Origin of the sequence: Pseudomonas sp. NS1(2017) (assembly GCF_002269425.1) — a bacterium.
In the GTDB taxonomy this organism is placed as follows: domain Bacteria; phylum Pseudomonadota; class Gammaproteobacteria; order Pseudomonadales; family Pseudomonadaceae; genus Aquipseudomonas; species Aquipseudomonas reactans.
This window is the reverse complement of the sequence record NZ_CP022960.1, coordinates 5,996,453-6,023,199: the sequence shown is the minus strand read 5'-3', so window position 1 is coordinate 6,023,199 and position 26,747 is coordinate 5,996,453. Positions and strand designations below refer to the sequence as shown.

General features: G+C 59.7%; 23 protein-coding genes. 6 read left to right on the top strand and 17 right to left on the bottom strand.

Annotated features, from left to right (window positions below; translation table 11 throughout):
• Positions 1-4: 4 nt before the first annotated feature.
• The 7 genes from CI807_RS27975 to minC form a co-directional block, all read right to left on the bottom strand.
• Positions 5-2,170, bottom strand: coding sequence for a mechanosensitive ion channel family protein (locus CI807_RS27975; protein ID WP_095017083.1), 2,166 nt, complete (start codon positions 2,168-2,170; stop codon positions 5-7).
• Positions 2,171-2,222: 52 nt separating this feature from the next.
• On the bottom strand, positions 2,223-2,399 hold the full coding sequence (locus CI807_RS31530) for a hypothetical protein (RefSeq protein WP_016976345.1): 177 nt from the start codon (positions 2,397-2,399) through the stop codon (positions 2,223-2,225).
• 100 nt (positions 2,400-2,499) lie between these two features.
• Positions 2,500-3,789, bottom strand: a complete 1,290-nt coding sequence (locus CI807_RS27970) for a M18 family aminopeptidase (RefSeq protein ID WP_095017082.1) — start codon at positions 3,787-3,789, stop codon at positions 2,500-2,502.
• Positions 3,790-3,960: 171 nt separating this feature from the next.
• Positions 3,961-4,596, bottom strand: a complete 636-nt coding sequence (locus tag CI807_RS27965; protein WP_005789965.1) for an RluA family pseudouridine synthase — start codon at positions 4,594-4,596, stop codon at positions 3,961-3,963.
• 96 nt (positions 4,597-4,692) lie between these two features.
• Positions 4,693-4,947, bottom strand: a complete 255-nt coding sequence (gene minE / locus CI807_RS27960) for a cell division topological specificity factor MinE (RefSeq protein WP_010208824.1) — start codon at positions 4,945-4,947, stop codon at positions 4,693-4,695.
• A gap of 3 nt (positions 4,948-4,950) precedes the next feature.
• Positions 4,951-5,763: a septum site-determining protein MinD gene (gene minD / locus CI807_RS27955; protein WP_034099397.1), complete on the bottom strand. Its 813-nt coding sequence runs from the start codon at positions 5,761-5,763 to the stop codon at positions 4,951-4,953.
• Between the two features lie 165 nt (positions 5,764-5,928).
• Entirely contained in the window at positions 5,929-6,666 is a 738-nt protein-coding gene (gene minC / locus CI807_RS27950) for a septum site-determining protein MinC (protein ID WP_033900844.1), read from the bottom strand.
• A 119-nt stretch (positions 6,667-6,785) separates the two neighbouring features.
• On the opposite strand from minC, the gene CI807_RS27945 reads away from it, so the two are divergent.
• On the top strand, positions 6,786-7,721 hold the full coding sequence (locus CI807_RS27945; RefSeq protein WP_095017081.1) for a lipid A biosynthesis lauroyl acyltransferase: 936 nt from the start codon (positions 6,786-6,788) through the stop codon (positions 7,719-7,721).
• A 30-nt stretch (positions 7,722-7,751) separates the two neighbouring features.
• Positions 7,752-8,885: a patatin-like phospholipase family protein gene (locus CI807_RS27940; RefSeq protein ID WP_095017080.1), complete on the top strand. Its 1,134-nt coding sequence runs from the start codon at positions 7,752-7,754 to the stop codon at positions 8,883-8,885.
• Positions 8,886-8,977: 92 nt separating this feature from the next.
• Here CI807_RS27940 and CI807_RS27935 read toward each other — a convergent pair whose 3' ends face one another.
• The 7 genes from CI807_RS27935 to puuE all read right to left on the bottom strand — a co-directional run bounded on the left by CI807_RS27935 (position 8,978) and on the right by puuE (position 16,187).
• Positions 8,978-9,763, bottom strand: a complete 786-nt coding sequence (locus tag CI807_RS27935) for an outer membrane protein OmpK (RefSeq protein WP_028617274.1) — start codon at positions 9,761-9,763, stop codon at positions 8,978-8,980.
• A gap of 435 nt (positions 9,764-10,198) precedes the next feature.
• Positions 10,199-11,545 carry a nucleobase:cation symporter-2 family protein gene (locus tag CI807_RS27930; RefSeq protein ID WP_016976352.1) on the bottom strand — a complete coding sequence of 449 codons (1,347 nt, stop codon included), beginning with the start codon at positions 11,543-11,545 and terminating at the stop codon, positions 10,199-10,201.
• A 188-nt stretch (positions 11,546-11,733) separates the two neighbouring features.
• A complete protein-coding gene (locus CI807_RS27925; protein WP_095017079.1) occupies positions 11,734-13,035 on the bottom strand; it encodes a urate hydroxylase PuuD in 1,302 nt (433 codons plus the stop codon).
• A gap of 51 nt (positions 13,036-13,086) precedes the next feature.
• On the bottom strand, positions 13,087-13,590 hold the full coding sequence (locus tag CI807_RS27920) for an ureidoglycolate lyase (RefSeq protein ID WP_003209110.1): 504 nt from the start codon (positions 13,588-13,590) through the stop codon (positions 13,087-13,089).
• A 121-nt stretch (positions 13,591-13,711) separates the two neighbouring features.
• A complete protein-coding gene (gene alc / locus CI807_RS27915) occupies positions 13,712-14,707 on the bottom strand; it encodes an allantoicase (protein WP_028617271.1) in 996 nt (331 codons plus the stop codon).
• Positions 14,708-14,748: 41 nt separating this feature from the next.
• Positions 14,749-15,264: a 2-oxo-4-hydroxy-4-carboxy-5-ureidoimidazoline decarboxylase gene (gene uraD, locus CI807_RS27910; protein WP_033900851.1), complete on the bottom strand. Its 516-nt coding sequence runs from the start codon at positions 15,262-15,264 to the stop codon at positions 14,749-14,751.
• A complete protein-coding gene (gene puuE / locus CI807_RS27905; protein ID WP_095017078.1) occupies positions 15,261-16,187 on the bottom strand; it encodes an allantoinase PuuE in 927 nt (308 codons plus the stop codon). Before puuE ends, uraD begins: the two co-directional genes overlap by 4 nt.
• Positions 16,188-16,532: 345 nt before the next feature.
• On the opposite strand from puuE, the gene uraH reads away from it, so the two are divergent.
• Both uraH and CI807_RS27895 read left to right on the top strand, forming a co-directional pair.
• Positions 16,533-16,886, top strand: coding sequence for a hydroxyisourate hydrolase (gene uraH, locus CI807_RS27900; RefSeq protein ID WP_095017077.1), 354 nt, complete (start codon positions 16,533-16,535; stop codon positions 16,884-16,886).
• 155 nt (positions 16,887-17,041) lie between these two features.
• Positions 17,042-22,303 carry a dermonecrotic toxin domain-containing protein gene (locus CI807_RS27895; protein ID WP_095017076.1) on the top strand — a complete coding sequence of 1,754 codons (5,262 nt, stop codon included), beginning with the start codon at positions 17,042-17,044 and terminating at the stop codon, positions 22,301-22,303.
• On the opposite strand, the gene CI807_RS27890 is transcribed toward CI807_RS27895, so the two are convergent.
• The 3 genes from CI807_RS27890 to CI807_RS27880 form a co-directional block, all read right to left on the bottom strand.
• A complete protein-coding gene (locus CI807_RS27890; RefSeq protein ID WP_095017075.1) occupies positions 22,283-22,915 on the bottom strand; it encodes a LysE family translocator in 633 nt (210 codons plus the stop codon). The two genes, CI807_RS27895 and CI807_RS27890, sit on opposite strands and share 21 nt — an antisense overlap.
• A gap of 13 nt (positions 22,916-22,928) precedes the next feature.
• Positions 22,929-24,275 (bottom strand): NCS2 family permease, encoded by a 1,347-nt coding sequence (locus CI807_RS27885; RefSeq protein WP_095017074.1) that lies wholly within the window; start codon positions 24,273-24,275, stop codon positions 22,929-22,931.
• A gap of 177 nt (positions 24,276-24,452) precedes the next feature.
• Positions 24,453-24,884, bottom strand: a complete 432-nt coding sequence (locus CI807_RS27880; protein WP_095017073.1) for a MarR family winged helix-turn-helix transcriptional regulator — start codon at positions 24,882-24,884, stop codon at positions 24,453-24,455.
• Positions 24,885-24,965: 81 nt separating this feature from the next.
• Between CI807_RS27880 and CI807_RS27875 the strand changes: the two genes are divergently transcribed.
• Positions 24,966-26,132, top strand: coding sequence for a PLP-dependent aminotransferase family protein (locus CI807_RS27875; protein ID WP_095017072.1), 1,167 nt, complete (start codon positions 24,966-24,968; stop codon positions 26,130-26,132).
• 10 nt (positions 26,133-26,142) lie between these two features.
• Positions 26,143-26,745: a glutathione S-transferase family protein gene (locus tag CI807_RS27870; RefSeq protein ID WP_095017071.1), complete on the top strand. Its 603-nt coding sequence runs from the start codon at positions 26,143-26,145 to the stop codon at positions 26,743-26,745.
• The last annotated feature ends 2 nt before the right edge of the window (positions 26,746-26,747 follow it).

Below are 26,747 nucleotides of genomic sequence, written 5' to 3'. Positions count from 1 at the left end.
GAGTTTATTGTTGTTGATCTTTCTCCTGCACAGTGCCGGCGGTCACCACCTGCACGCTCAGGCGCGGCGTCGCCAGGTCCAGCCCGGCCTCGTCCAGATGGCGCTTGAGGGACAGGTTGAACGCCCGCGACACTTCCCACTGCTTGATCGGCGCGGTCTTGAAGCGCGCGCGCAGAATCGCGCTGCCCGACTCGAAACTCTCCACGCCTTGAATTTCCAGCGGTGACCAGATATTGCGGCGCTGCAGCGGGTCGTTGCGCATTTTCTGGCCGACATCGCGCATCAGCTTGATGGCGTCGTCGATCTCCATGTTGTAGGGGATCGCCACACGGAAGATCGCGTAGCCGAACTCCCGCGAGTAGTTCTTGATGCTCTTGATCTCGCTGAACGGAATGGTGTGCACGATGCCGTCGATGTCGCGCAGGCGCACGGTGCGGATGGTCAGGCCTTCGACGGTGCCGAGGTGACCGCCGACGTCCACGTAGTCATCGATGGCCAGGGAGTCTTCGATGATGATGAACAGGCCGGTGATCAAGTCCGCCACCAAGGACTGTGCGCCGAAACCGATGGCCAGGCCGATCACACCAGCACCCGCCAACAGCGGCGTGACGTTCATGCCCATGTTCGCCAGGGCGACGATGGCGGCGATGATGAAGATGGTCACGAACAGCACGTTGCGGATCAGCGGCATCATGGTCTGCGCGCGGGCATTTGCCAGGCCTTTGCGCGAGCGGGTGAGGGCGTGATGGATCGCGGTGTCGCTGAGGATCCAGATCAACCAGGCAAACAGCAAGGTTCCGGCCAGGCCGAACAGCTTGACGCTGACTTCATGCCCATCGCCCTCGGTAAAGCGGATCAGCGACAGGCCCCACACCCGCAGGCCCAGCTCGATAAACACCAGCCAAACGATGAGGTGGGCCAGGGTGTATACGAAGCTTTTCAGACGTTCGGAGTACAACGCATGGCGCTTGTGCCCGCGTTGCGGCTTGAGGGCGTGACGCCGTACCAGGCCGTTGATCACCATGCACAGCACCAGCAGCACCGTACACAGTAGCGATTGGCGCAGTGCCGTGCTGGTATCACCAGCCGAGACGAATGTGGCGAACAGCGAAATGCCCACCAACAGCAGTGCGGGGATGTACCAGAAGGAACCGATGATTTCGATGGTGTCACTGAGGGCGCGGCGTGTGAGGCGGCGTGACAGCGGCTGGTTGCGGATCAGGTGGGCGATAGGCCGGCGGAAGCGCAGGATGAACACGCCGGTGGACAACGCCGCCATCACATTGGCGATGGTCGCAGCGGTATGGGACAAGTGTTGCCCCAGTGCTGCGACCAGTCGCGGGTCGCTCAGGGCTTCACCGAAGGCGGCAAAACTGCCGATCCACCACAGTGGGCGGAAAGCCTGGTGACGCAGGATATACAGCGCGCGATGGCGATGCGGGCCGTCGAGTACCGAAAACGCAATCACGCAGATCGCCGAGAAACAGGTGCCCACCACCAACGCGTAAGCCAATACCATCGCCAGGGATTTGCCCAGGGACGAGGGCAGGGCGTAGCTCAGGTACACGGTGATCACCAGGGCGATCAGCCATGGGCCGAGTTTACGCAGGGCAAAACGCACCATGTCCCAGGTACGCGGGTGTTGCGGCAGTTCTTCGGGCAGGCCGAAGCGTTCGCGCACGCGGTGGCTGAGCCAGATCAGCGCGGCGGCGAGCAGGCTCCACACGGCAAGGATCAGGGCAAAACCGAAAATGATCGGCAACCATTCGTTGGCCGGCAGTATCAGCGCACTGAGTTCTTCCTTGGCCTGGTCGACTTCATTGGACCAGCGCCCCAGCGGGCTGTCGGCCCCGGAGAACTGCGCTTCCAGGTTAGCCAGGGTGCCGCCGATCAACCCCAGCACGCCTTCTTCCGCGGCCGGTTGGGCTTTTTTCGTGGCTTCACGGAGCTTTTTCAGGTCACTCAGCAACTGGGTACGCTGCTGGTCGTTTTCCAGGGTCTTGATCACCTCATCCAACGACTGCCCCAGCGGCACTTCGGCCTGGGGCTGGGTCTTGTTGGTGTTGCCGAGCAGGCCGGGCAAGCCCACGGCGTGGGCAGGCGTCAGCGGCAGCAGCGTCAGCAGGGCGATCAAGCAGTAGCAGGGCAGGGCAAACAGACGGGAAAGCACGAGGCGGTCAACCTTGGAAACGACGAGTTGACCGAGTGTACGAGCGCAATCGTCATTCAGCCAGTTTTGCGAGGATCTTGTACACCACGGTGGCCAGGATCAGCAGCATGCCGATCCACATACCAAACACGCCGAGGGGTTTGTCACGGAAGTTGAAGCCCACGGCGAGCATGATCATGCCGATCAGGATCGGGATAAGCATGGCGTGGAAGGAGGACATGGAGATCATGGTGCGACGGCCTTGTCGGAGTGGGAATACTGACAAGTCTAGGTCGGATTGCAGAAATTGGAGTTGATGTGTATCAGAAACACATCAACCCCATGCCACATCAGGGCAAGTCGTGGCTCGCGTAAAACGCGCCCAGCACCTTCACCAGATGCGCCAGGTCATGGCTGCCGCACAGTTCACGAATGGAGTGCATGGCAAACGTCGGCAGGCCGATGTCCACGGTGCGCACGCCGAGGTGGCTGGCGGTGATCGGCCCGATGGTGGATCCGCAGCCCATGTCGCTGCGTACCACGAAGCTCTGCACCGGTACTTCCTGGGCCATGCACAGGTGGCGGAAGAACCCGGCGGTTTCGCTGTTGGTGGCGTAGCGCTGGTTGCTGTTGACCTTGATCACAGGCCCGGCGTTGAGCTTGGGGCCGTGGTTGGCGTCGTGCTTCTCGGCGTAGTTTGGGTGCACGCCGTGGGCGTTGTCCGCAGACACCAGCAGGGATTTCTGAATGGTGCGTACGAATTCATCCCCTTCCGGCAACAGACGGCGCAGGGTCTGTTCCAGCATCGGGCCATCGGCACCGCACGCCGAGCAGGAGCCGACTTCTTCGTGGTCGTTGCACACCAGTACGCAGGTTTCATCGGTTTCGCTGGTGACCAAGGCTTGCAGGCCGGCGTAGCACGACAGCAGGTTGTCGAGACGGGCGCCGGCGATGAAGTCGCCGTTCAGGCCGATGACCGCAGCACTTTGCGTGTCGTAGAAGCTCAGCTCGTAGTCGAGCACCACGTCGGCGTTCAAGCCATGTTCCCGTGCAAGCTGCTCGGTAAGCACGGCGCGAAAGTCCACGCGCTCGTCACCGGCAAACTGCGCGAGGATCGGCGGCAGTTCGGTCTGGGCATTGATCGCCCAACCCTGGTTGGCTTCACGGTTCAGGTGAATGGCCAGGTTGGGGATGATAGCGATGGGCAGCTTGAAGTCGATCAACTGGCTTTCGACCTTGCCGTCGCGGCGGAAGGTCACGCGGCCGGCCAGGGACAGGTCGCGGTCGAACCATGGCGCCAGCAGCGCGCCGCCGTAGACTTCCACGCCCAGTTGCCAGAAACCCTGGCGTTGCAGCTCAGGCTGCGGCTTGACCCGCAGACACGGGCTGTCGGTGTGGGCGCCGACCAGGCGGATACCGCCCTGCAGCGGCGAATGGCGGCCGAGCTTGAAGGCGATGATCGAGGAGTCGTTGCGGGTCACGTAATAGCGACCATTGGCCTCGGTGGTCCAGGTCTCGCGCTCGTCGAGCCGCTGGTAACCGGCCGCTTCCAGGCGCTGGGCCAGGGCGGCAGTGGCATGAAAAGGAGTAGGGGAGGCCTTGAGGAAGTCGATCAGGCCTTGATTCAACGCTTCGCGCATAAATAGCTCCAGACAGCAGTGCGCGGAGTTTACCGTATTGGCTCCGCCGATTCATTGTAGGAGCGAGCTTGCTCGCGAAAAACGTCAACGATAACGCGGGCATTCTGGATGAACGTGGCGTTCTCTGGTTTTTCGCGAGCAAGCTCGCTCCTACAGGTAAGCGTCATTGCCTTAGAAAGGGGCAGGGCACTCGAAGCGCAGGCGCTCGCCACTCTGCGGATGGGTGAAGCTCAGCATGCTCGCGTGCAGGCACAGGCGCGGCCAGGCAGCCAGGGCTTGCTCATGGGCATACAGGCCATCACCCAGCAAGGGGTGGCCGATGGAAAGCATGTGCACGCGCAACTGGTGCGAACGCCCGGTGATCGGCGTCAGCTCCACGCGGCACCAATCGCCACAGCGCTCCAGCACTTTCCAGAAGGTCAGCGCATGTTTGCCGAATTCGTGGTCCACCACATGCCGTGGCTTGGTCGGCGGGTCGTAGCGCAGGGGCAGGTCGATGCTGCCGCTGTCCAGTTCCGGTTGGCCCCAGGCCAGGGCGGTGTAGGCCTTTTCGGTTTCACGGTCGTGAAATTGGCGGGACAGCTCGCGGTGGGTGTCGGCGTCACGGGCCAGCAGGATGATGCCTGAGGTTTCCCAGTCCAGGCGATGCACGATGCGGGCTTCGGGGTAGCCGTTTTCCTGCAGACGGGTGATCAGGCAGTCCTTGTTGTCGTCGGCGCGGCCAGGCACCGAGAGCAGCAGGGTGGGCTTGTTCACCACCAGGACGGCGTCGTCCTGATGCAGGATGTGGATATTGGACAGCGGCATTAAACAGCCTCGTAACAAACGCCAACGGCGGCTCGCCCACCCGGCCCCCCAAAAGGGATCAGGGTGAACGAGCCGCCGTGGCGGCCGCCTGTTCGATCAACGATCAGGCAGGGTGATATTGAGTTCCAGAATCGAGCAGCTGCCGTCATTTTCCAGGGCGACATGCACGTCATCGTTGCCGATATTGACGTACTTGCGGATCACCTCGACCAGTTCCTTCTGCAAGGCTGGCAGGTAATCCGGCGTGCTGCGTTGGCCGCGTTCGTGCGCCACGATGATCTGTAGACGCTCTTTCGCGACCGACGCGGTCGTAGGCTTTTTGTTGGCGCGAAAGAAGTCGAGAAATTTCATTGTTTAGTTGCCTCCAAAGATACGCTCGAAGAATCCCTTCTTCTTGACATCGAGGAAGCGATGTTCCACGGACTTGCCCAGCAGGCGATCGACGGCATCGCTATACGCCTGGCCGGCGTCGCTCTGGTCGTCAAGAATCACCGGAACACCCTGGTTGGAAGCCTTCAGGACGGCCTGGGATTCTGGGATCACGCCCAGCAGGGTCACGGCGAGGATTTCCTTCACGTCTTCAACACCGAGCATTTCGCCGTTGCTGACGCGCTCAGGGTTGTAACGGGTGAGCAGCAGGTGCTCCTTGATCGGGTCCTGGCCTTCTTCGGCGCGCTTGGATTTGCTGGCCAGCAGGCCCAGCATGCGGTCCGAGTCACGTACGGAGGAGACTTCCGGGTTGGTCACGACAATGGCTTCATCCGCGAAGTACATGGCCAGGTGAGCACCGGTTTCGATACCGGCCGGCGAATCGCAGACCACGTATTCGAAGGTTTCCTTCAGCTCAGCCAGGACTTTGCCCACGCCTTCTTTGGTCAGCGCGTCTTTGTCACGGGTCTGGCTGGCGGCCAGCACGTACAGGTTCTCAAGGCGCTTGTCCTTGATCAGGGCCTGTTGCAGGTTCGCTTCACCGTTGACCACGTTGACGAAGTCATACACCACGCGACGTTCGCAGCCCATGATCAGGTCGAGGTTACGCAAGCCGACGTCGAAGTCGACGATAACTGTCTTGTGGCCGCGCAGAGCGAGGCCGGTACCGATAGCGGCGCTGGTGGTGGTCTTACCCACACCACCCTTGCCGGATGTAACCACGAGAATCTTGGCCAAGGTGTTTCACCCCTAAGGAAGAAGGACATTTCGGTCCCTGAAAAACATCTCTTGGAACTCGCTGCAGGCGGACAGCCTTGTAGGAAAAAAAATTCCTACATAAGTAATGCCGGTTTCGCTGTGCTATTAGAGTCTAGAGATGCTTGGAAAATGCGGCAGTATCCGTTAAAGACGGATGATGTTCAACACATCGCCCGACAGGTTGACCTGCACCGAAGCCCCCCACAGCGGATCACGGCGCAAATCTTCTGAAACCTTGTACTGGCCTGCGATGGACACTAGCTCAGCGGTCAACTGCTGGCAAAAAATACGGGCCTTGGTATCACCCTTGATGCCGGCGAGGGCACGTCCGCGCATCGGGCCGTATACATGGATGTTGCCATCGGCGAGAAGTTCCGCCCCCGGGCTGACAGAAGAGATCACCACCAGGTCGCCACCCTGGGCGTAAATTTGCTGCCCGCCGCGTACGGGCGAGGTGATGATCTTTGTAGGCTTGATCGCAGGTTCGGGTGGTTTTTCCGGTTTTTTCTTCTCTTCGCCGACCAATGGTTCAAGCGGACGCTCGCGCGCGCCGGACGGTGGCAGTACTGGCAGTTCAATGGCGATGGCCGCAGCAATGTCTTCGATACGGCTGGCACGGATCGCCAGGGTACGCAGGCCATGGGAGCGGCATACACGCATCAGGCCGGGCAGGTCGATGCTGCCCTGGCCGGCCGGCAGTTTGTCCAGGGCCAGCACCAGCGGGGCATTGTTGAAAAAGTTGGGTGCCAGGGCGACCTTGGCAGCGAGCTGGCGGTCCAGGGCGTCGAGGTCGTTACGGGCGAGTTCCAGCACGGTGATGGCGAGCATGCTGCCTTTCAGCTGGAACACGGGATCTTGGTCTAGCGGTTCGGTTTGGCTCATGGTCGGCAAAAGCGGCTTGTCACGAAAAGTGTCGAGACTTATAACGAGAACACTCACCCGCCGCAAGCCGAGTCGAACCGTTGTAGAATGCGCGGCCCTTGTCTTTACCGGAATCTGTAATGGATCGCCCGCGTTTTCGAGCTGTATTTTTTCACCCGCGCTTTTGGCTGCTATGGCTGGGGCTCGGCCTGCTGTGGCTGGTCACTCAACTGCCCTACCGCGCGCTCCTGACCATTGGTCGGCTGCTGGGCGCCGGCATGTACCGCGTGGCCGGCGAGCGTCGCCGCATCGCCGCACGCAACCTGGAACTGTGCTTCCCGGAAAAATCCGCCCAAGAGCGCAAGCACTTGCTCAAGGAAAACTTTGCCTCCACCGGCATCGCCTTCTTTGAAATGGCCATGAGCTGGTGGTGGTCGCGCCAGCGCCTGGCGCGGCTGGCCCATGTCGAAGGCCTGGAACACCTCAAGCAGGCGCAACTGGAGGGCAAGGGCGTGATCCTCATGGCCCTGCACTTCACCACCCTGGAAATCGGCGCCGCGCTGCTGGGGCAGAAGCACACCATTGATGGCATGTACCGCGAGCACGGCAACCCGTTGTTCGACTACATCCAGCGCCGAGGCCGCGAGCGTCACAACCTCGATTCCCTGGCCGTGGAGCGTGAAGACGTGCGCGGCATGCTCAAGCTGCTGCGCGCCGGTCGCGCGATCTGGTACGCACCGGACCAGGACTACGGCGCCAAGCAGAGCCTCTTCGTGCCGCTGTTCGGCATCCAGGCCGCCACCGTGCCGGCCACCAGCAAGTTCGCCAAGCTGGGCAAGGCGTTGGTGGTGCCGTTCACCCAACAGCGTCTGGCTGATGGCAGCGGTTATCGTCTGGTGATCCATCCGCCGCTCACCGATTTTCCTGGCGAGAGCGATGAGGCTGACTGCTTGCGCATCAACCAATGGGTCGAAGCCTCGGTGCGTGAATGCCCGGAGCAATACCTGTGGACCCATCGCCGCTTCAAGAGCCGGCCACCGGGTGAGCCTAAGTTGTACGAAAAACGCCGCCGATAAGACCGACATTTCCCCACATGGAGTGACGCAATGCGCCCAGCTGAACCGGTTACAGGCTTGATTCTTTCCGGCGGCGGGGCGCGAGCGGCGTATCAGGTGGGGGTACTGGCGGCGATTGCCGAGCTGTTGCCGCCGGGGGCGCCCAATCCGTTTCCGGTGATTGTCGGCACCTCGGCCGGCGCGATCAATGCGGTGAGCCTGGCCAGTGGCGCCACGGACTTCGGGGCCGCGATCCAACGTCTTACCGCCTTCTGGCAGGGTTTCCGTAGCCACTTGGTGCTGCGCAGTGATTGGCCGGGAGTGATTCGCCAGGCGAGCCGTTTCTTTATCCACAGCCTCCTCGGTCTTGGTGCGCAGGTGCCGGTGGCGCTGCTCAACAGCACGCCGCTGAAAGCGCTGCTCAAGGACAAGCTGCACTTGCCTGGCATTGATGAAGCGATTCGCAACAAACATCTGCATGCAGTAGCGGTCACGGCCTTCGGTTACGAATCCGGCCACGCAGTGACCTTCTACCAGGGGGGCGGCACCATCGATGCCTGGTTGCGCCACCGTCGTATCGGCATGCCCACCCAACTGACGGTTGAACACCTGCTGGCCAGCTCTGCGATTCCCTTGCTGTTCGCCCCGGTCAAACTCGATCAGGAGTATTTCGGCGACGGCGCCGTGCGGCAATCGGCGCCCATCAGCCCGGCGTTGCACCTGGGCGCCAGTCGTGTGCTGGTGGTCGGCGTCAGTGGCAACCCGCGCGGCAATGAACCGGCGGCGCAGCGTACCTACACCGGCCAGGAGCCGACTCTGGCGCAGATTGGCGGGCATATGCTCAACAGCACGTTCATTGACAGCCTGGAAAGCGATATCGAGTTGCTGGAGCGCTTGAATCAGTACAGCCACGCCGCGCCTGGCGTGGCGGCGGTGGAAGTGCTGGTGATTGCACCGAGTCAGCCAATCGACGAAATCGCGGCACGGCATCGCCAGGAATTGCCGGCGGCATTGCGCTTGTTCTTGCGTGGGCCGGGGGCGACCAAGACGAGCGGGGCGGGGGTATTGAGCTACTTGCTGTTCGAGGCGGGGTATTGCAGTGAGTTGATCGAATTGGGGCGGCGCGACGCGTTGGCCAAGCGCGAGGAGCTAATGCGGTTCCTCGGCCTGACACCGAATCTGTAGGAGCCGGCTTGCCGGCGATAGCGGTGTGTCAGCCAACACAGGTGGCACAGACAAACCGACATCGCCGGCAAGCCGGCTCCTACAGGGGTCAATCAGAAGTGATACTTGACCAGGAAGCTCGCGGTGTCCTGGTTAGTCTTGAACGCGCCTGAATCTTCGATCCCGTACTTGTTCTTCCAGTAGTCGTATTCGAAGCCGACATACAACTGTTTGTCGCCCCAATGCAGCGCTTTACCCAGGTCATATTTGACCTGCGGGTTGAAGTGCAGGTTGGCGTGGTAAGTGCCACGGGCGTTCTTGTCGTTGTCGGTCACCCAGTCCATGAAGCCGTCGATCAGCACGTCAGAGTTGCCCACGGGAATGGTGTAGGACCATACCGGAGTAATCTGCCAGACGCCGTCACCCGGACGATTGCCTTCGGTCTGGCGCTGGTAGAAGTTCAACTGGAAGTAGTCGAAGCCGGGGATGTTCAGGTCAAAGCCTGGGCCGAGCAGGTACGACTCGTTATCGCCTTCGCCAAACTCGTAAGTGAAGGCCAACAGCACGTCTTTGATCGGGCCGAACGACAGGTCTTTATCAAAAATCTTGCCGAACGACAGGCGCGGGCTTATTTCACCGTAATAAGTACTGGGGCCGACGTTGCCGTCTTCCTTGCCGTTGTAAAAGATGCGGTCGACGAAGATAAAGTTGTCGCCGTACTTCCACGCATCGGCATGTTCGAACGTGACGGTTTGCTGGATCTGCGGGTTGACGGTAAAGCTCTTGCCCCACAGGTAAGTCAGGCTGTTGTTCTGCCACTGCAACAGGTCACCGGCCACGGCTTGGCCACCGGCCAGCAGGGATCCCGCCAGCATCAGGCCTTTGAACATAGGTTTCATTCGGTTGCTCCCGAGTTAAAGTTTTATGGTTTTTCTTCTACGCAGGCGCTCTGGTGTGGCGCCTTTTGGTTTGCTGCAAAAATCGTCTGTTCGGTCAGCTTTAGTGCTTTTAGCAAGAGCTGCGCCAAGGTGTTTAAAAAGCCAAAAAATCCCCGTCGGCTGCATCGGATGCAGTCGAATTCAGAGGACGTTTGCGCACTTTGGCCGCAGACATAAGGCCGGGATAAGTTGGCCTTGCAGTCAGCTTTTACATTCGCTGTTTTTTTTGAGTCGATTCGAGCGGGCGCGGAGAATACTGGCTCCCAGGCCGTGGCTCAAGTGCGCTGTTAAAGCGCGCGTGGGGCGAGAATGGGGCACGGCTTGTGGCCGGCCCCAGGTGAAGGGTGTGCATGTGGTTATTCCCGTTTCGTTATTGTTTTTGTTTGAACGAAGGAATCAATGCGTATGAGCGACTTCAGGGCGTTCAGCGCCACCGAGAATGTTGAACAGGATATTCAGCGACAACGCGCTGAGTGTGGCCATGGCGATGCCACTGTGGGTAATCGGGCTCATCCACAGCGGTAATTGCGCGAAGAACTCCGGGCGCACCACGGGGATCAGGCCCATGCCTATACTCACCGCCACCAGCAACTGGTTGCGACGGTCGGCGATGTCCGCTTCCTGCAGGATCTTGATCCCGGTCGCCGCCACCATGCCAAACATGGCGATGGCCGCGCCGCCCAGCACCGCCGGTGGAATCGATGCCACGAGGTAGGCGGCCTTTGGCAACAGGCTCAGCACAATCAGGAAGACCCCGGCCATGATCGTCACCGAACGGCAACGCACGCCGGTCATCTGCACCAGACCGATGTTCTGGGCGAACGAGGAGTGGGTGAAGGTGTTGAAAAAACCGGCAAAGAACGACGCGCCGGCATCACACAGCAGGCCACGGCGCAGCATCTTTGGCGTGACATCCTGGCCGGTAATCTTGCCCAGGGCGAGAAACATCCCGGTGGACTCGACAAAGATGATCACTACCACCAGGCACATCGACAGGATGGGCGCCAACTCGAACTTGGGCATGCCGAAGTGCAACGGCGTCACCACCTGCACCCACGGCGCCATTGCCAGGCCACTGAGGTCGACCATGCCGAGCGCACCGCACAAGGCGTAGCCCAGGCCCATGCCGATCAGCACCGAGATGTTCACCCAGAAACCGCGCATGAAGCGGTTGATCAGCAGGATGGTGGCCAGTACCAGTGCGGCAATCGCCAGGTAGATCGGCGAGCCAAATGTGGCGGCAGCACTGCCGCCGCCGGCCCAGTTCACGGCCACCGGAAACAGCGACAGGCCGATCGCGGTGATCACCGTGCCGGTCACCAGCGGCGGGAAAAAGCGCACGACCTTGGACATGAAGGGCGCGATGAGCATGCCGAAGAACCCGGCGGCGATGGTCGCGCCGAAGATTCCCTGCAAGCCGATGCCGGGCATGCCGGCCATCGCGACCATGCTGCCGACGGCAGCAAAACTGGCGCCCATCATCACCGGCATGCGAATGCCCACCGGGCCGATGCCGAACGACTGCACCATGGTGGCGATACCGGCCACCAGTAGGTCGGCGTTGATCAGGAATGCGATTTCTTCACGGCTCAAACCGGCGGCCTGGCCAATGATCAGGGGCACGGCGACGGCGCCGCCGTACATCAGCAAGACGTGTTGCAGGCCTACCAGAATCAGTTGCAAGAGGGGCAGCCGCACCATGGCGGGCGCGGCAGGAATCTGCGGTTCGGCTAACTCGGTCATGCAACACCTCGGATCTTTTTTATTTTTGTGTTGTTTGGCATTCAATTGCCAATAGAGCTGTTTTCAATTTCTGTAGGAGCGAGCTTGCTCGCGAAAAACCCAAGAGCGCCGCGTGCATCCAGCATGCGCGCGTTATCGTTGACGTTCTTCGCGAGCAAGCTCGCTCCTACAGTGGGTGATGCTCATGCTCAGTTAGTGCGGGCCCCCTGATTGATCCAGGTCCCAATCAGATCCCGCTCCTGCTGGGTCATCTGGGTGATGTTGCCCAACGGCATGATCTGGCTCGCCACGGCCTGCGCCTGAATACGCGCGGCCTGCTGCTGGATCTGTGCCGGGGTATCAAACATCACCCCAGCCGGTGCGGTGCTGAACAGCGGGCTGGTAGGCTTGGCCGAATGGCACACGGTGCAACGCTGCTCGATCACGTTGTGGACCTGGCCGAAATCCGTGGTGGCCTGGGCCGGTGCCGGTTCAGCCGCCGGAGCGGCGGGTGCGGCCGGCGCAGCGGGTTTCAAACCACCGCCCAACGCCGTTTCCGGCAATGGCTGGTACTCGATGGCAGCGGGCGCCTTGGCCACTTCCGGGGCGGTCGACACCGGTTTTGGTCCGGTGACGTACGCCAGGCTGATCATCGCCAACGCGCCTACCGGCAACGTCCACGCATATTTCTGGCTGTTGTGACGGGTGTTGAAATAGTGCCGTACCAACACCGCCGCCACCGCGATACCCGCCAGGATCAGCCAGTTGTATTGGCTGCCGTAGGTGCTCGGGAAGTGGTTGCTGATCATGATGAACAGCACCGGCAAGGTGAAGTAGTTGTTGTGACGTGAACGCAACAAGCCTTTGGCCGGCAGTGCCGGGTCTGGCGTGCGGTTCTCGGCGATTGCCGCCACCAACGCGCGTTGCGCCGGCATGATGATGCGGAACACGTTACCGACCATGATGGTGCCGATCACCGCACCCACGTGCAGGTAGGCGCCACGGCCACTGAACACTTTGCTGAAGCCGTACGCGGCGGCAATCAACAGCACGAACAGGATGAAACCGAGCAGGGCAGGGCACTTGCCCAGGGCCGAGTCGCAGAGGAAGGAGTAGATGAACCAGCCGGCGAACAGTGAACCAATACCCAGCAATACGCCTTCCGGACCACTGAGGCTGCTGCCCGGGGCCAGCAGGTACAAGGTCGGGTTCCAGTAGAACACCACGCACAGCAGCGCAATACCGGACATCCAGGTGAAATAGGCTTCCCATTTAAACCAATGCAGGTTGTCCGGCATGGTCGGCGGGGCCAGTTTGTATTTTTCCAGGTGGTAGATACCGCCACCGTGGATCGCCCACAAGTCACCGGCCAGGCCGCTCTTGGGGTTGACGCGATTGAGGTTGTTTTCCAGCCAGACGAAGTAGAAAGAAGCGCCGATCCACGCGACGCCCGTGATCATGTGAACCCAGCGCACGCTCAGGTTCAGCCATTCCATCAAATGTGCTTCCACAGTCTTTACCTCTCGCCTGTCACCCTTGTTGTCGGGTGATCAGACCTTCTCTTATTGGTGGGGGGCGAGGATCAACCGCTCATCCTCTTTGAAAAAATGCTCATCGCAGTTATTGCCTGTGCCACTGCGATCAACCACCAGGAAGTCATCCCGCTTTTCGATCGTCAGCACCGGGTGGTGCCAGACGCCGCGATGGTAATTAATGCCCTGCCTGCCGTTGGTAACGAAGGCGCGGACCAAGCCCGATACAGGTTCATCGCCAAGTGGCGCGACCACGATCAGAAAGGGGTTGCCGAGCAGCGGTATGAAAGCCTGGCTGCCCAGCGGGTGTCGCTCCAGCATGCACACGGTCAGCGGCATGTCCTGCGCGTCGGCGCGGAAGATGCTGATGATGGCGTTGTCCTCAGGCGTAGCGGTTTCCACCGTTGCCAGTTTGTGGAAGCGCATGGTCGACCCGTTGTTGATCATGAAGTGATCGCTGCCATCGGTTTCGATAACGTCTCCGAAAGGGGCGAAGGCTTCTTTGGTCAGGGGTTCGATCATCAGTGTGCGCATGGCTGTCTTCTTAATCTTTTGAATGGTGTGATTTCTGTGTAGGAGTCCGGCTTGCCGGCGATTGCAATCTTGAGGACGCCATCGCCGGCAAGCCGGGCTCCTACAGGTTCGGGGTCAGTGCTTACTTGGCTACTTTACCGAGGACCCGCAGGCGGCTCACGCCACCATCCGGGAACACATTCAGGCGGATGTGAGTAATCGGGCCCAGCGCCTTGATCTGCTCGGCAAACGTGTGTTCGGCGTGCATTTCCAGTTTCTGCGCCGGCAGCAGTTCGCGCCAGAACAGCGATTGGGTTTCGATCTGGCTGTCGGTGCCACCCTTCACGAAGGCGCCCTGGATCGAGCAGGTGTCCGGGTAGTTGCCTTTGAAGTGCAGGGTGTCGACGATGATTTTTTCGATCTCGCCCGGATGGCCCAGCGCCACAATCACCCAGTCATTGCCTGGCGTGCGACGACGTGCGGTTTCCCAACCGTCGCCCATGTTGATGCCACGGCCTGGGTTGAGGATGTTGCTCATGCGACCGAAGTGTTCATCGGAGCAGGCCAGGGCGCGACCGCCATTCAATGCGGCAGCCAGGTCGACCTGTTCGTTGTCGCCCACCGAGGACCAGTCGCGGAACGGCACGCCGTACACACGCAGACGGGCCACGCCGCCATCCGGGTAGATGTTGAAACGCAGGTGGCTGAATGCCTGGTCGTTGTTGATCTCGTGGTAGTGGTGGCTGTTGCCTTGCAGCTCGACGGCCGACAGCACTTCCACCCACTGGGTCTTGTCATCCGGCTCGCCCGACGCCAGGAAGCAGGCTTCCAGGGAGGCCGACGGCGGGAAGTTGCCGGTGAAGAATGAAGTGTCGATGTCCACGCCTTTGATGCTGCCCGGTACGCCCAGGCGGATCACAGCGCTGTCGTAGCCTTCGAAGCGCTTGCGGCGCGACTCCCAGCCGTCCATCCACTTGCCGTTGTCATCGAAAACGCCCTCCTTCCACACGGCCGGGGTCGGCTGGAACAGGCGGTTGGCGTCGGCGAACCAGTCATCGGTGACGGAGATGATCTTGGTGCCCAGGCGGGCGTCGGCCAGGTTGACGAACTTCTCGAAAGGTACGGCGTAAGCTTTCATTCTTCTTGTCTGCCTTAGATAGAGTGGCTGGGGATGGTCGTTTAGAGGGTCAGTAATCGGAACAACGCGATCTTGTTGATCTCGGCCAGTGCGCACTTGAACTCGGTGTCCACCGAGTTGTGGATGCGCGTTTCGAACGCGGCCAGGATCTGATGCCGGTTGCTGCCTTTTACCGCCATGATGAAGGGAAACTTGAACTTGGCCTTGTAGGCATCGTTCAGCTCGGTGAAGCGAGAAAACTCTTCGGCCGTGCATTGGTGAATCCCCGCGCCAGCCTGTTCATCAGTGCTGGCTTGGGTGAGTTGGCCCTGGACGGCAGCTTTGCCGGCCAGGTCCGGGTGAGCGTTGATCAGGGCCAGCTGGCTGGCATGATCGGCGCTCAACAGGATGTCGCTCATGCGCTGGTGCAGGGTTTCGATCTGGTCGATCGAAGCATCCTGGCCCAGGTCGAAGGCCTTTTCGGCCACCCATGGCGAATGTTCGTAGATATCGGCGAAGGCTGCGACGAATTCGTCGCGGCTCAGGGTCGAGGGTTTCAGGGTCTGGAACGCAGTCATTTGGCGGCTCCCTTGAAAGGGTGGGTGTCATGCCAGTGACGGGCAATGTCCACTCGACGAGTGAACCACACCTGTTCGTGACCTTTGACGTATTCAATGAACCGCTTCAACGACGCCAGGCGCGCGGGGCGGCCGATCAGGCGGCAGTGCAGGCCGATCGACAGCATCTTCGGGGCATCCAAGCCTTCGGCGTAGAGCACGTCGAATGCGTCCTTGAGGTATTCGAAGAAGTCATCGCCCTTGTTGAAACCCTGCACCTGGGTGAAACGCATGTCGTTGGTGTCCAGGGTGTAGGGGATCACCAGGTGCGGCTTGCCGGTGGGGTTGTTGGGTTCCCAGTAGGGCAGGTCGTCGTCGTAGGTGTCGCAGTCGTAGAGGAAGCCGCCTTCCTCCATTACCAGCCGGCGTGTATTGGGGCCGGTGCGGCCGGTGTACCAGCCCAGTGGGCGTTCGCCGGTCAGCTCGGTGAGGATGCGGATGGCTTCGAGCATGTGCTCGCGCTCCTGGGTCTCGTCCATGTACTGGTAGTCGATCCAGCGGTAGCCGTGGCTGCAGATCTCATGGCCGGCCTCGACCATCGCGCGGATCACATCCGGATGGCGCTGAGCGGCCATAGCCACGGCGAAGATGGTCAGCGGGATATCGAATTCTTTGAATAATTTGAGGATGCGCCACACGCCGGCACGGCTGCCGTATTCGTACAGCGACTCCATGCTCATATTGCGGGCGCCTTGCAGCGGCTGGGCCGAAACCATTTCCGACAAAAACGCTTCGGACTCTTTGTCGCCGTGCAGGATGTTGCGCTCGCCACCTTCTTCGTAGTTGAGTACGAAAGACAGCGCAATGCGCGCCTTGCCCGGCCAGTGGGGGTGAGGAGGGTTACTGCCGTAACCGATCAGGTCGCGTGGGTAGTCAGCGCTCACTGCAGTCTTCCTTCTTGTTCGTCGTGTTAGCGATGAGTGATTGTATACAACTTATCGCGCACTTTGTAAGCCTACATTTCTGCATTTTTTCGGCAGTGCTCTAGATGAATGGTGTAGCAAGAAACTTGCCTGGTTGGTCAGCTAATGGACAAAAGGTCGTTTGAAAGCAAGGATGACTGGCCGATTGCTCCATTAAGCAATGACGCTGGGAGACTTCAAAGGTTTGTGATTTTTATTGTGTACAATTTTTTTAAAAAGTGTCTTAATCAGCCATCGCCGGCTTTTTCGCTGCCCTGAAAAAGTGCGGATCACTCTTCTACTGACTACAGGAGGCGCGTAGACGCCATGGGACGTTTGACCACACACGTTTTGGATGCCGCACATGGCTGCCCCGGCAGCAGCATCAAGGTTGAGTTGTACCGCGTCGAAGGCGCGCAGCTGGAGTTGGTCGCCACCTCCGTCACTAACAGCGATGGTCGTTGCGACGCGCCCCTGTTGCAGGGCGATGATTACCGCAGTGGTGTGTACCAGCTGCAATTCAGCGCCGGTGACTACTACCGCGCCCGTGGTGTGCAACTGCCCGAACCGGCCTTCCTGGATGTGGTGGTCCTGCGCTTTGGCATCAGCGCCGAACAGGATCACTACCACGTCCCGCTACTGATTTCGCCCTATAGCTACTCCACCTATCGCGGTAGCTAGCGTCACCTCGCTTCACACCCCCAAAGCTCTTCGTTGGTTTTTCGCCCGCCCACACTGCGGGCTTTTTTATGCATGTTGTGCAGTGAATTATTTAGCGCCTTTTGACTATCGGCGATGCCTAGGCTGAGTGTTTTCATCATCAAGTAGAAAACATCATGACCTCGCCGTCCGACTCACTGAGCACTCCAGAACCAGCGGACCCCTTGTCCGATCCCGATGACCCGTTGGTCGCTGCCGAAGCCGCGTCACAGGCTATGCGTGACCAACTGACCCGACGGATTAACGCGCATGCCTACCCCAGTCGGTTGATCAATCAAATCGTGCGTGCCGATGCGCGGATTGCCGAGACGGCGAAGGTGCTTGCCCACTTGATCGGACGTTCGCCCAAAGTCTTGACCGTCATTCGCACTGCACTGCGCGAAGCATTCGCGTTGGACCCGGATACCCTATTGTTTACCGAACCCAAGCCGCCGTCCCCACCCAACCGGGTCGACAGCCTGACTGATCGGGCGCTGCAGTTACTGGTAATGCCCACGGTGGTGATTAACCTCAATCAATTCACTGCGCTCAGCATTAAAGACGAACCGAACAGCAAGTTGCCCTATACCCCCTTGGATGCAATACACCGTGTGATTGCGATGAGGCTCCCTGAGCGGTTGGCCTACGCGGCGACTGCGTATTGGGACACCCTGGCGCAAGGTTCCTGGCGCACGCGCCGGGAGCTCTGGGTGGAGCAGCACAAAGAGCTGTTCGCAGACCGGGCTTTTCTGGCCCGACAGTTGGACGAGCTGTCAACTGCCGCCATGACCATGGTCAAAGCCCTCATCGATGCCCCCACGGCAAGCGCGCGCCAGCGTGCCGGTGGGCAATGGGCCAGTGTGCGAGTGGGTCAACTGATGTGGCCGGGGACGCCTGCGGTAGTGATCCCCGGGGCATTGCACCTGTTCCGTGAGGGTGACCCGAGCGATAGCCCTCATGTCATGTACCTGCCAGGTGTGGCGCGCAACTTTTATGAGTACCCATCCTTTGCCGCGCTTCAGTGCGGCGCGCTGGAGTTGGGGAACTCACGGTTCCACGACCTTTGGCAATGCTTGCCGCTGAGCCGTCGTAATACGCTGTGCCGTCCGGCGCAATTGCCGCCGATGGCGGGGATTGTTCGCGGCTTGGAGGTGTTGGACGATGCGCTGGCGGTCGGAGCCCAGGCGCTGTTGACCGGGCAATGGAGCAACGAGCTGGCCTGCGCCGTGAAGATCAACGAGGCGTTCGTGTTCTCCACAGTGCGGCCGCAGCCGCAACCGCCTGACGTCGAATCTTTTTTGGCGCAGGTGGAGGGGGCCAGGAGGCAGCTGATCGGCGCTCACAGGCTTGGCGACGTGGGTGATCAATTGCTCATATGGGACCGGCAGAGACGGCGTGAAGAAATCATTTTTGGCAGTGCGGTGTTCGACCTGGCGTTGGGTACCGCAGAGCGTCAGGCCAAGCGCTACGAGAAAGGCCTGGTCGCGCTGCTGACCCCAGATGACCCCAGTGCGGATACGGTGGCCTATAACGTAGTCCTGTTGCTCGCGCGTCAAATCAAAGAACATACCCAGGCCTTGAATGCACTGTTGCAAGACGCCGGCCAGCGGCTGTTAGAGTTGGCTTTTTGGGTTGAGCGTCCCGGGGGGGCTGGTACTCCCAGGCGCGCGTCGTTGTTCATGCATGCGCAAACCGAGGCCCTGCGTCATGAGGTTGAGCTGCAATATCGGCTCAGGCTGATCCATACGGCGCATCGGGAGTTGATGAACGAGGTGCTGAACCAGCCTCTGGCTACCAAACGCCCGGGCAGCGAAACCCGAGTGCTGTCGATTGCCGTGGGCAGCGAGCCAGACGCGTTTTATACGCTGCTGAACGTGTGGGTGGTGACCACGGCGGCGGCGGTACGGGCTCCTACGCGCCAGCATGCGGTGGTGCTCTATGCGTTCGGCAAGGAGGGCGGAGTACTGGCTTTTGCCGGGCTCGATGCGCTGACGCGCAGCCTGAAGGCGAGCTTGAGCAGCCTTGACGACTCCGTACTATGGGGCTGTGTAGACCGCGATAAGCGCGCCGACCTGCGTCGCCATGCGGCCCGAGAAACGCTGGGTATGCGCTACATTGAAATGAACGGCAAACCTGCGCTGATGATGCTGAAAAAACTGCTTGGCTCCTGCGACCGCCTGCATAAAAGCCGCGAAGACATCACGCGGATTTTCAGTGAGGTGACGGATGCCGAGGTCAGCCGCACGTTGTTGATGCTTGAGCTGGAAGATCAATTGAAGGTTCCCGCCAATAACGCCTTCAGCCAGGCTCAGGCCAATGTTGAGTTGCTGCGCACCGCACACGCCCAAGCAAAGCAGTTTCCTCCATGGTGGATCCAGGCGACGCGTGTCCAGCGTAAACACTTCAAGCACTGGCAACGGGTATATCTCATCAGCGCCTTTGCATTTAACACTCGCCTTGAACACGACTTGCCGGATTTGGAAACGTTCGCCCGCCGCCGCCTCACCACTCGTTTGGAGCAGGACGGCTTTCCTGCGGACTTGGATATCGATCTACCTTTTATTGAGATGCCCGATGATGTGTCCGGCTCCTTCTGTGGGTGGTATAGCAGCAGCTGCCCCGTGGGAGATCGGAGTATAAAACATACGCCTAGCGCTACACGTACGATCTTCAGTCTGCTGCAATTGACGCTGAATAACCTCGACCCCTTGGCGCCTTGGACGCGCTGGAGACTCAACCGTGCTCGCTACCTGCAGCCCGATTGGAAAAAAAGGCTCAATGCTGATTATCTGATCTCGATGGTCTCCTCCTTGGATATCGGTGGCCAATACGACGCATTGATCAACGAGGTCTTTTACCCACGTGCAGACGCCGCAGGGCGTATACCCCGATTATTGAATCGTACGCTGAGGGCCGGTTCCAAATACCATCTTTTCTGTGCGATCCAACAAGGGCTGACGCCGGATGCACAGAGCATATTCAACACCGCGATGGCTGCACGCACGCCACAGGATTTGTTGAAAAACCAGCACCAGTTGCAACTGCATGTGGTTTATCTGGTGGGGCACACGATGAAGCATGACCGCTATATCGCCGGGATAGTGGTTGTCCAGGACAAGCGCTCCGGGCTGTGCGTGGTCTACTGGCCCGAAGCGCCGGGCACCTTGGCCCTCACCGAATACAACAGCCTGCAACAGGCCAGTGAGGCGTTGAACCGTCTTGGCGCATTGCCGGAAAACCTCAAGGCACTGGCGCAGCAGGTCGCCCCCGGCTGGGCGTTTGAGGCGCTCCCGCTGCCTGTACAGGAAGTTGGTCTGTTGGCCGAAGCAGGAAACTATCTGTACATGATGTCGCCCGGAAGTCGTGTGACACATGCAATTGTGGCGGGGCTCAAGATTATTCGCTCATTCTCCATCAAGCACCTTGAGCCAGCGGTTCAATTTGATGAAATTGAAGCCGTCGTCCGCGAACAGATTGCCAGTGATCCGCAGGCCTGGCTGGCTGTTACCCCCATCCCCCACAGCGATACCCAGGCATTGTTGTTTCGCGCCAGCGTGTTCGGCCTGCAAGGCCGGACTCAAGCGATGAGCCATTCCGGCAAGGCATTGGAGCATTATCGAACCAGTCGCCTGGGGGAGCAAAGCGACGCCCGCGCAAGGGTATTGGTGGGTTTAATCTTTCCGTTCTACGCATTGTTTAATGACTTCTATGAGTTGTTGCTCGTTTCGCGACGCTACCACCACTATGGCGATCCTAACGATGCCGCCGAAGTGGCTTTCAGAACTACTTTTCTGGTGATCGACATATTAATGAGCGTTGTACCCGGCCCTAAAAAAGTGTGGCGCGGTGCAGTTCGTGTCGGGCGGCCCGCATTGACAGCTGTGTTGGGGCGCATTCACCGCTCACGGATGAAGGCGCACACCGGGTCTGCGCTCCCTGCGACCCAGCTGACGGCGTTGCAGCGGTTCAAAGTCGAGGGGGTGCCCGAAGGCGCAGTGGCATTGAGAGGGCCGTGTGAAAGCGGGATATATGTGAAAAATGGCGAGCTGTTTATGGCCGATGATACTCATCACTATCCGCTCTACCGGCGCGGCAGCGAACAGTCATTGCGGTTCAAGAATACGCAGGCTGCGGGGCAGGATGAACTGATTCTGAACATCCATGAACCCAAACAATGGCTACTCAGTGCGGATGCCCCGCAGCCAGTGGCGGGGCCGAGTTCGGGCGTTCTCAACCCATGGAGGTCGCCCGTGCCGCCGCCGCCGGATTGGCAGCCAGCGGCCGTTCGCAGTGTTACGGAAGACGCCATTCGTCAGTCAATGGCGACGTCTGACCATTGGTTAGACTGGCGTACCCCACTTCAAAATACGGTGATGACTTATCAAGCTCCTGGGGTATTTTATCTTGAGCGCGATGCCCGAGGGTTTGAGCTTTATGTCCTCCGGATGGCACCGCCTGCTCCCGGCACGCTTGACCTCTACAGCGGTTATTACAGGCTGCTCCCGCCAGGCGAGCGGGCTCCGTTGAGTGGCATTGTGTTTATCCGCAATGAAGAGCCGCTGGTTTCAACGGCCTTTTTTACTATTGATCATTGGACCCGCACGAGGTTGATTGAGCAGCCTTTGCCGGTGTCACGTGACTCAATGGGTTACTGGCAGGTCCACGACCCCCTGTTCGACAGGCCGTTGCCGGAATACGTACGCACGGCATTCCCTACCATGACGAGCAAAAGCCGAGATTTTACAATTCAAAGGATGATTGAGTTATCAGGCCCAAAACGCCCTGTTACGGCCAGCCACATGCTCAATATCCGTACGACGTTAGATAGTTGGTTGCCCCCGGCGCCCGCCAGAGCTGGTCAGACGGATGATTTGCTGAAAATGCTACGCGCGAGTTCAGGGAATGAAAAAACAAGGTTTATTGGTTACGAGGGCGAGGCGGCGGGTTTCGAGCGCGTTGACTTTACGCCACCTGCGCCCTTGGATTCACGGCTCATGAGTGGTGGCAAATCGGTCGCGGCACAGAGAGCAGTCACACAGAGTGCGGCCATCAGGACAGTGCTGGAGGGGCAGGGCTTCACCGTCAGAGAGCTCAAAGGAAAACGTTACCGTAGGCCCGTCCAGCATTTGATTGCTACGCATCCGAACTCTCCAACCCAGGTCTACTATGTGTACAACCAGTGGGTTGAGATGGGGTCCATCCATATGCACAAGACATTCACAGGCCGATGGTTTAGCGCATTCCAACCTACTCAAACCAGCGACGCTTTAGCGGCGCAGGTAACCAGTGCGTTGCGCGATGGGCGATTGGTTCGGATTATGGCGGGCATTCAATGGTCGGGCATGTATAACAAATCTCCAACCGTTTATTTCATCAAATCAGGTCCTCGCCCTGATTAGCGACACCATGCCGGCACATCCGAACAATCCGGCACTGACGCGGTTGAACCAGCTCTGACCGTTGCCGCTGCGCAAATACCGTGCAGCGGCGTGGGCGCTAAGGCCGTAGGCCAGCTTGCAAACCAAGTCGAGCAGGGTCCAGGTGACGATCATGACCAGCAACTGCGGCAGGAACGGTAGCTCATTGCTGAGAAACTGCGGCAGGAAGGCAGCAAAGAACAGAATGTCCTTGGGGTTACTGGCGCCCAGTACAAAGGCGCGGCCAAACAAGGCGCGAAAACGCGGCGTCGCAATGGCCTGGGGCACTACTGCGCCCTGGGACGGTTGACGCGATTGCTGCCAGCTCTGCCAGGCGAGGTAAAACAGGTAGAGCGCGCCGACAATCTTCAAGGCGCTGAACAGTTGCTCGGAAGCCAGTAGCAGAGCGCCCAAGCCCAGGGCCGAGGCGCTCAACAGGCAGATCGAGGCAAACACCCCACCGAGAAACGCTGGATACGAACGGCGCAGGCCGAAGTTGAGACTGTTGCTGATCATCAGCAATGACAGGGGCCCCGGGATCAGGATCACCACCAATGCCGCGCCGCTGAACAGTAGCCAGGTTTCCAGGTTCATCCGTTACTCCTTTTTATAGAAATATGAATTTGGCGATGAAGATCGCGCACAGCACCCACAGGCTCACCGAGATTTCGCGGTACTTACCGGTGCCGGCCTTGAGTGCCACATACGTGATGAAGCCCAGGGCGATACCGTCCGCAACCGAGAACGTCAGCGGCATCATGATCGCCGTGACAATCGCCGGAATGCTGTCCGTGGCTTCATCCCAATTGATGTGCGCCATGCTTGCCATCATCAGCATCGCCACGTAGATCAACGCGCCAGCGGTGGCGTAGGCCGGGATCATGCCGGCCAGCGGTGCAAAAAACATCGCCGCCACAAACAGCACGCCCACGGTCACGGCGGTAAGCCCGGTGCGACCGCCAGCGGCCACGCCAGCAGCACTTTCCACATAGCTGGTGACCGGCGGCACACCGACCATGGCACCAAACACACTGGAGGCACTGTCGGCCTTCAATGCACGGGAGAGGTTATCGATCTTGCCCTCGGCATTGACCAGCCCGGCCCGTTGCGCGACGCCCATCAGTGTACCTGCAGTATCGAACATGTGTACAAAAAGAAAGGCAAAAACAACGCTAATCATGCTGACATTGAATACACCCTTGACGTCCATGGCCATCCAGGTTGGCGCGAGGCTTGGTGGTGTGGAAACCATGCCGTTGTAGTGCACCAAGTCGAGGCCCCACCCAGCGAGGGTGACGGCGATGATGCTGATCAGGATCGCGCCGAACACACGGTGGTAGCTGAGGATGGCGATCAGCAGAAAGCATACGGCCGCCAGCAGTGGCGCGGGCTCATGCAGCGAACCGAGTTTGATCAGCGTGGCCGGGCTGTCGACGATGATGCCGGCGGTTTTCAGGCCGATCACCCCAAGGAACAGGCCCACTCCCGCGCCCATGGCATGACGCAGGCTCACGGGAATGCTGTTGAGCAACCATTCACGCACCCGCGAGAGCGTCAGGCCCATGAACAGCACGCCGGAGATAAACACCGCACCCAACGCGGTTTCCCAGGTGTAACCCATGGTGCCGACCACTGTGTAGGTGAAGAACGCGTTCAACCCCATGCCCGGCGCCAGGCCTACCGGCCAGTTGGCGTACAGGCCCATCAACAGGCAACCCAGCGCGGCGGCGATACAGGTGGCGACGAACGCCGCGCCGTGGTCAATGCCGGCGTCGGCCATGATGTTGGGGTTGACGAAGATGATGTAGGCCATGGTGATGAACGTGGTGAGGCCGGCGATCAGCTCGGTCTTCACTGTGGTGCCATGCAAGCTGAGCTTGAACAGGCGTTCTAGCCAATTGTTATTAGGCGGGGCGATGTCCAGCGTAGGGGCTTCGGATTTGCGGCTATCCACAGCGAGTACTCCTCAAGAGTTTTATTGTTATTTCCAGCGCCGGTCACGGATGTGGGCAACAGCGCTTTGAGGTACTGGCGGGTTTTGTTGACCAATAGGTCAGGAACTCGCACGAGGCGAATTATGCTTTTGTATACAAATAAAGCAAATAATGTTTTCGAATAGCGGTGTGAAGCGCTAGTTCGCGCTCAATGCCTGATTGACAGCCAGCCATCCGGCTACCGCTTCTTCGCCGGCCTCGCTGAACGCACGTTGCAGCAGTTTCACCTGTTCGCGGCGCAGTGACTGTTCGAAGCGCAGGCCTTCCTCGGTCAATTCCAGCAGGCGTTTGCGCTTGTCGGTCTCGGACGCAACGCTGTTCACCAGGTGCATTTCCTGCAATTGCCGCAGCGGAATGTTCAGCGCCTGCTTGCTCACGCCGAGCAATTCCAGCAGTTCCTTCACGCTCAAGGTCGGGTAGCGCGCGATAAAAAACACGATGCGCTGATGCACCCGGCTCAGGCCGCGGCGCTCAAGCATTTCATCCGCCTTGGCGGTAAACGCCTGGTAGCCGAAGAAGAACGCTTCCATCGCTTCTTGCTGGGCGGTGGGGTTTTTAAGGTCAAGCATATTGACGTATCCGTGTGAGTCGTCGTAATTTCGGTCAACCAGTTTGACGTATTTCCCACAGGCTTCGCTACCGGTGACCTTATGGCCTTCTCTGAACGTGTTACGCGCCTCAAAAGCTCCTTGATCCGTGAAATCCTCGCGGCAGCCCAGCGCCCGGAAGTGATGTCGTTCGCCGGTGGCCTGCCGGCCGAAGCCATGCTGCCTGCGCTGAACTGGGATGACATGCCCCTCAACATCGGCCAATACGGCATAAGCGAAGGCGAGCCACAGTTGCGCGAATTGCTTGCCGCCGAAGCGCGCGCACTCGGCGTGCCGTGCCAGGCCAGCCAGGTACTGGTGGTCAGCGGTTCCCAGCAAACCCTGGACCTAGCGGCCAAGCTGTACATCGACAAAGGCACGCAGATCCTGCTGGAAGGCCCGACCTACCTGGCCGCGTTGCAGATCTTCCAACTGTTCGGCGCCGATTGCCTTACCGTGCAACTGGAAGCCGATGGCCCGAACCTGGCCGCGTTGCGCGCCAACCTCGAACGCCATCGCCCGGCGTTCATCTACCTGATCCCGACCTTCCAGAATCCTTCCGCCGTGCGGTACAGCGAAGCCAAGCGCGAAGCCGTCGCCGCGTTGCTTGATGAATTCGGCGTCACCCTAATCGAAGACGAGCCCTACCGCGAACTGACCTTCGACGGCGGCAGCGCGAAACCCATTGTCGGGCGCCTGAAAAAAGCCAGTTGGATCTACACCGGCACCGTGTCCAAGACCCTGTTGCCCGGCCTGCGCGTGGGCTACTTGATCGCCAGCCCGGACCTGTTCCCGCACCTGCTCAAGCTCAAGCAATCGGCGGACCTGCACACCAACCGTGTCGGCCAATGGCAGGCGATGCAGTGGATCGGCAGCGAAAAATACCAGCAGCACCTGGTGGAGCTGCGCAGTTTTTACCGCCAGCGCCGCGATGCATTCCAGGCTGCGCTAGAGTGTCACTTCGCCGATCTGGCCGACTGGCAAGTGCCCCAAGGTGGATTATTCTTCTGGCTGACCTTGAAACAGCCACTCGACACCCGCACCTTGTTGGCGCAAGCGCTGGAACAGAATGTCGCGTTCATGCCCGGTGAACCGTTCTTTTCCGAGCCGGACCAGCATCACGGTTCGTTGCGCCTCAATTTCAGCCATATCGACCCGGCCCGCCTGGACGAAGGTCTCAAGCGCCTGGCCGCGGTGGTCCGTCAAGCACAGCACGCGCAAGCGGCATAAGGGGAGCCCCATGTACAAGGTTTATGGCGATTACAAGTCGGGCAACTGCTACAAGATCAAATTGATGCTCAGCCTGCTGGGCATCCCGTATCAATGGATCGATGTGGACATCCTCAAGGGGGACACCCAGACCGCCGAATTCCTGGCGAAGAACCCCAACGGCAAGATCCCCGTGCTGGAACTGGAAGACGGCACCTGCCTGTGGGAGTCCAACGCGATTCTCAACTTCCTGGCCGATGGCAGTGAATTCCTGCCGTCCGAGCCGCGCCTGCGCACCCAAGTGCTGCAATGGCAGTTCTTTGAGCAGTACAGCCACGAGCCGTACATTGCGGTGGCGCGGTTTATCCAGTTTTACCTGGGGCTGCCCGAGGATCGCCTGGAGGAATACAAGAAGCTGCACAAGGGCGGTTACAAAGCGCTCAAGGTCATGGAGCGCCAATTGCAGCTCACGCCGTACCTGGTGGGCGATCAGTTCTCCATCGCGGATGTGGCCTTGTATGCCTACACCCATGTGGCGAATGAGGGTGGTTTTGAGTTGGAAGCTTATCCGGGTGTTCAAGCCTGGTTGGCGCGAGTGGCCAGCCATCCCAAGCATGTCGCCATGTTGGACTGAGC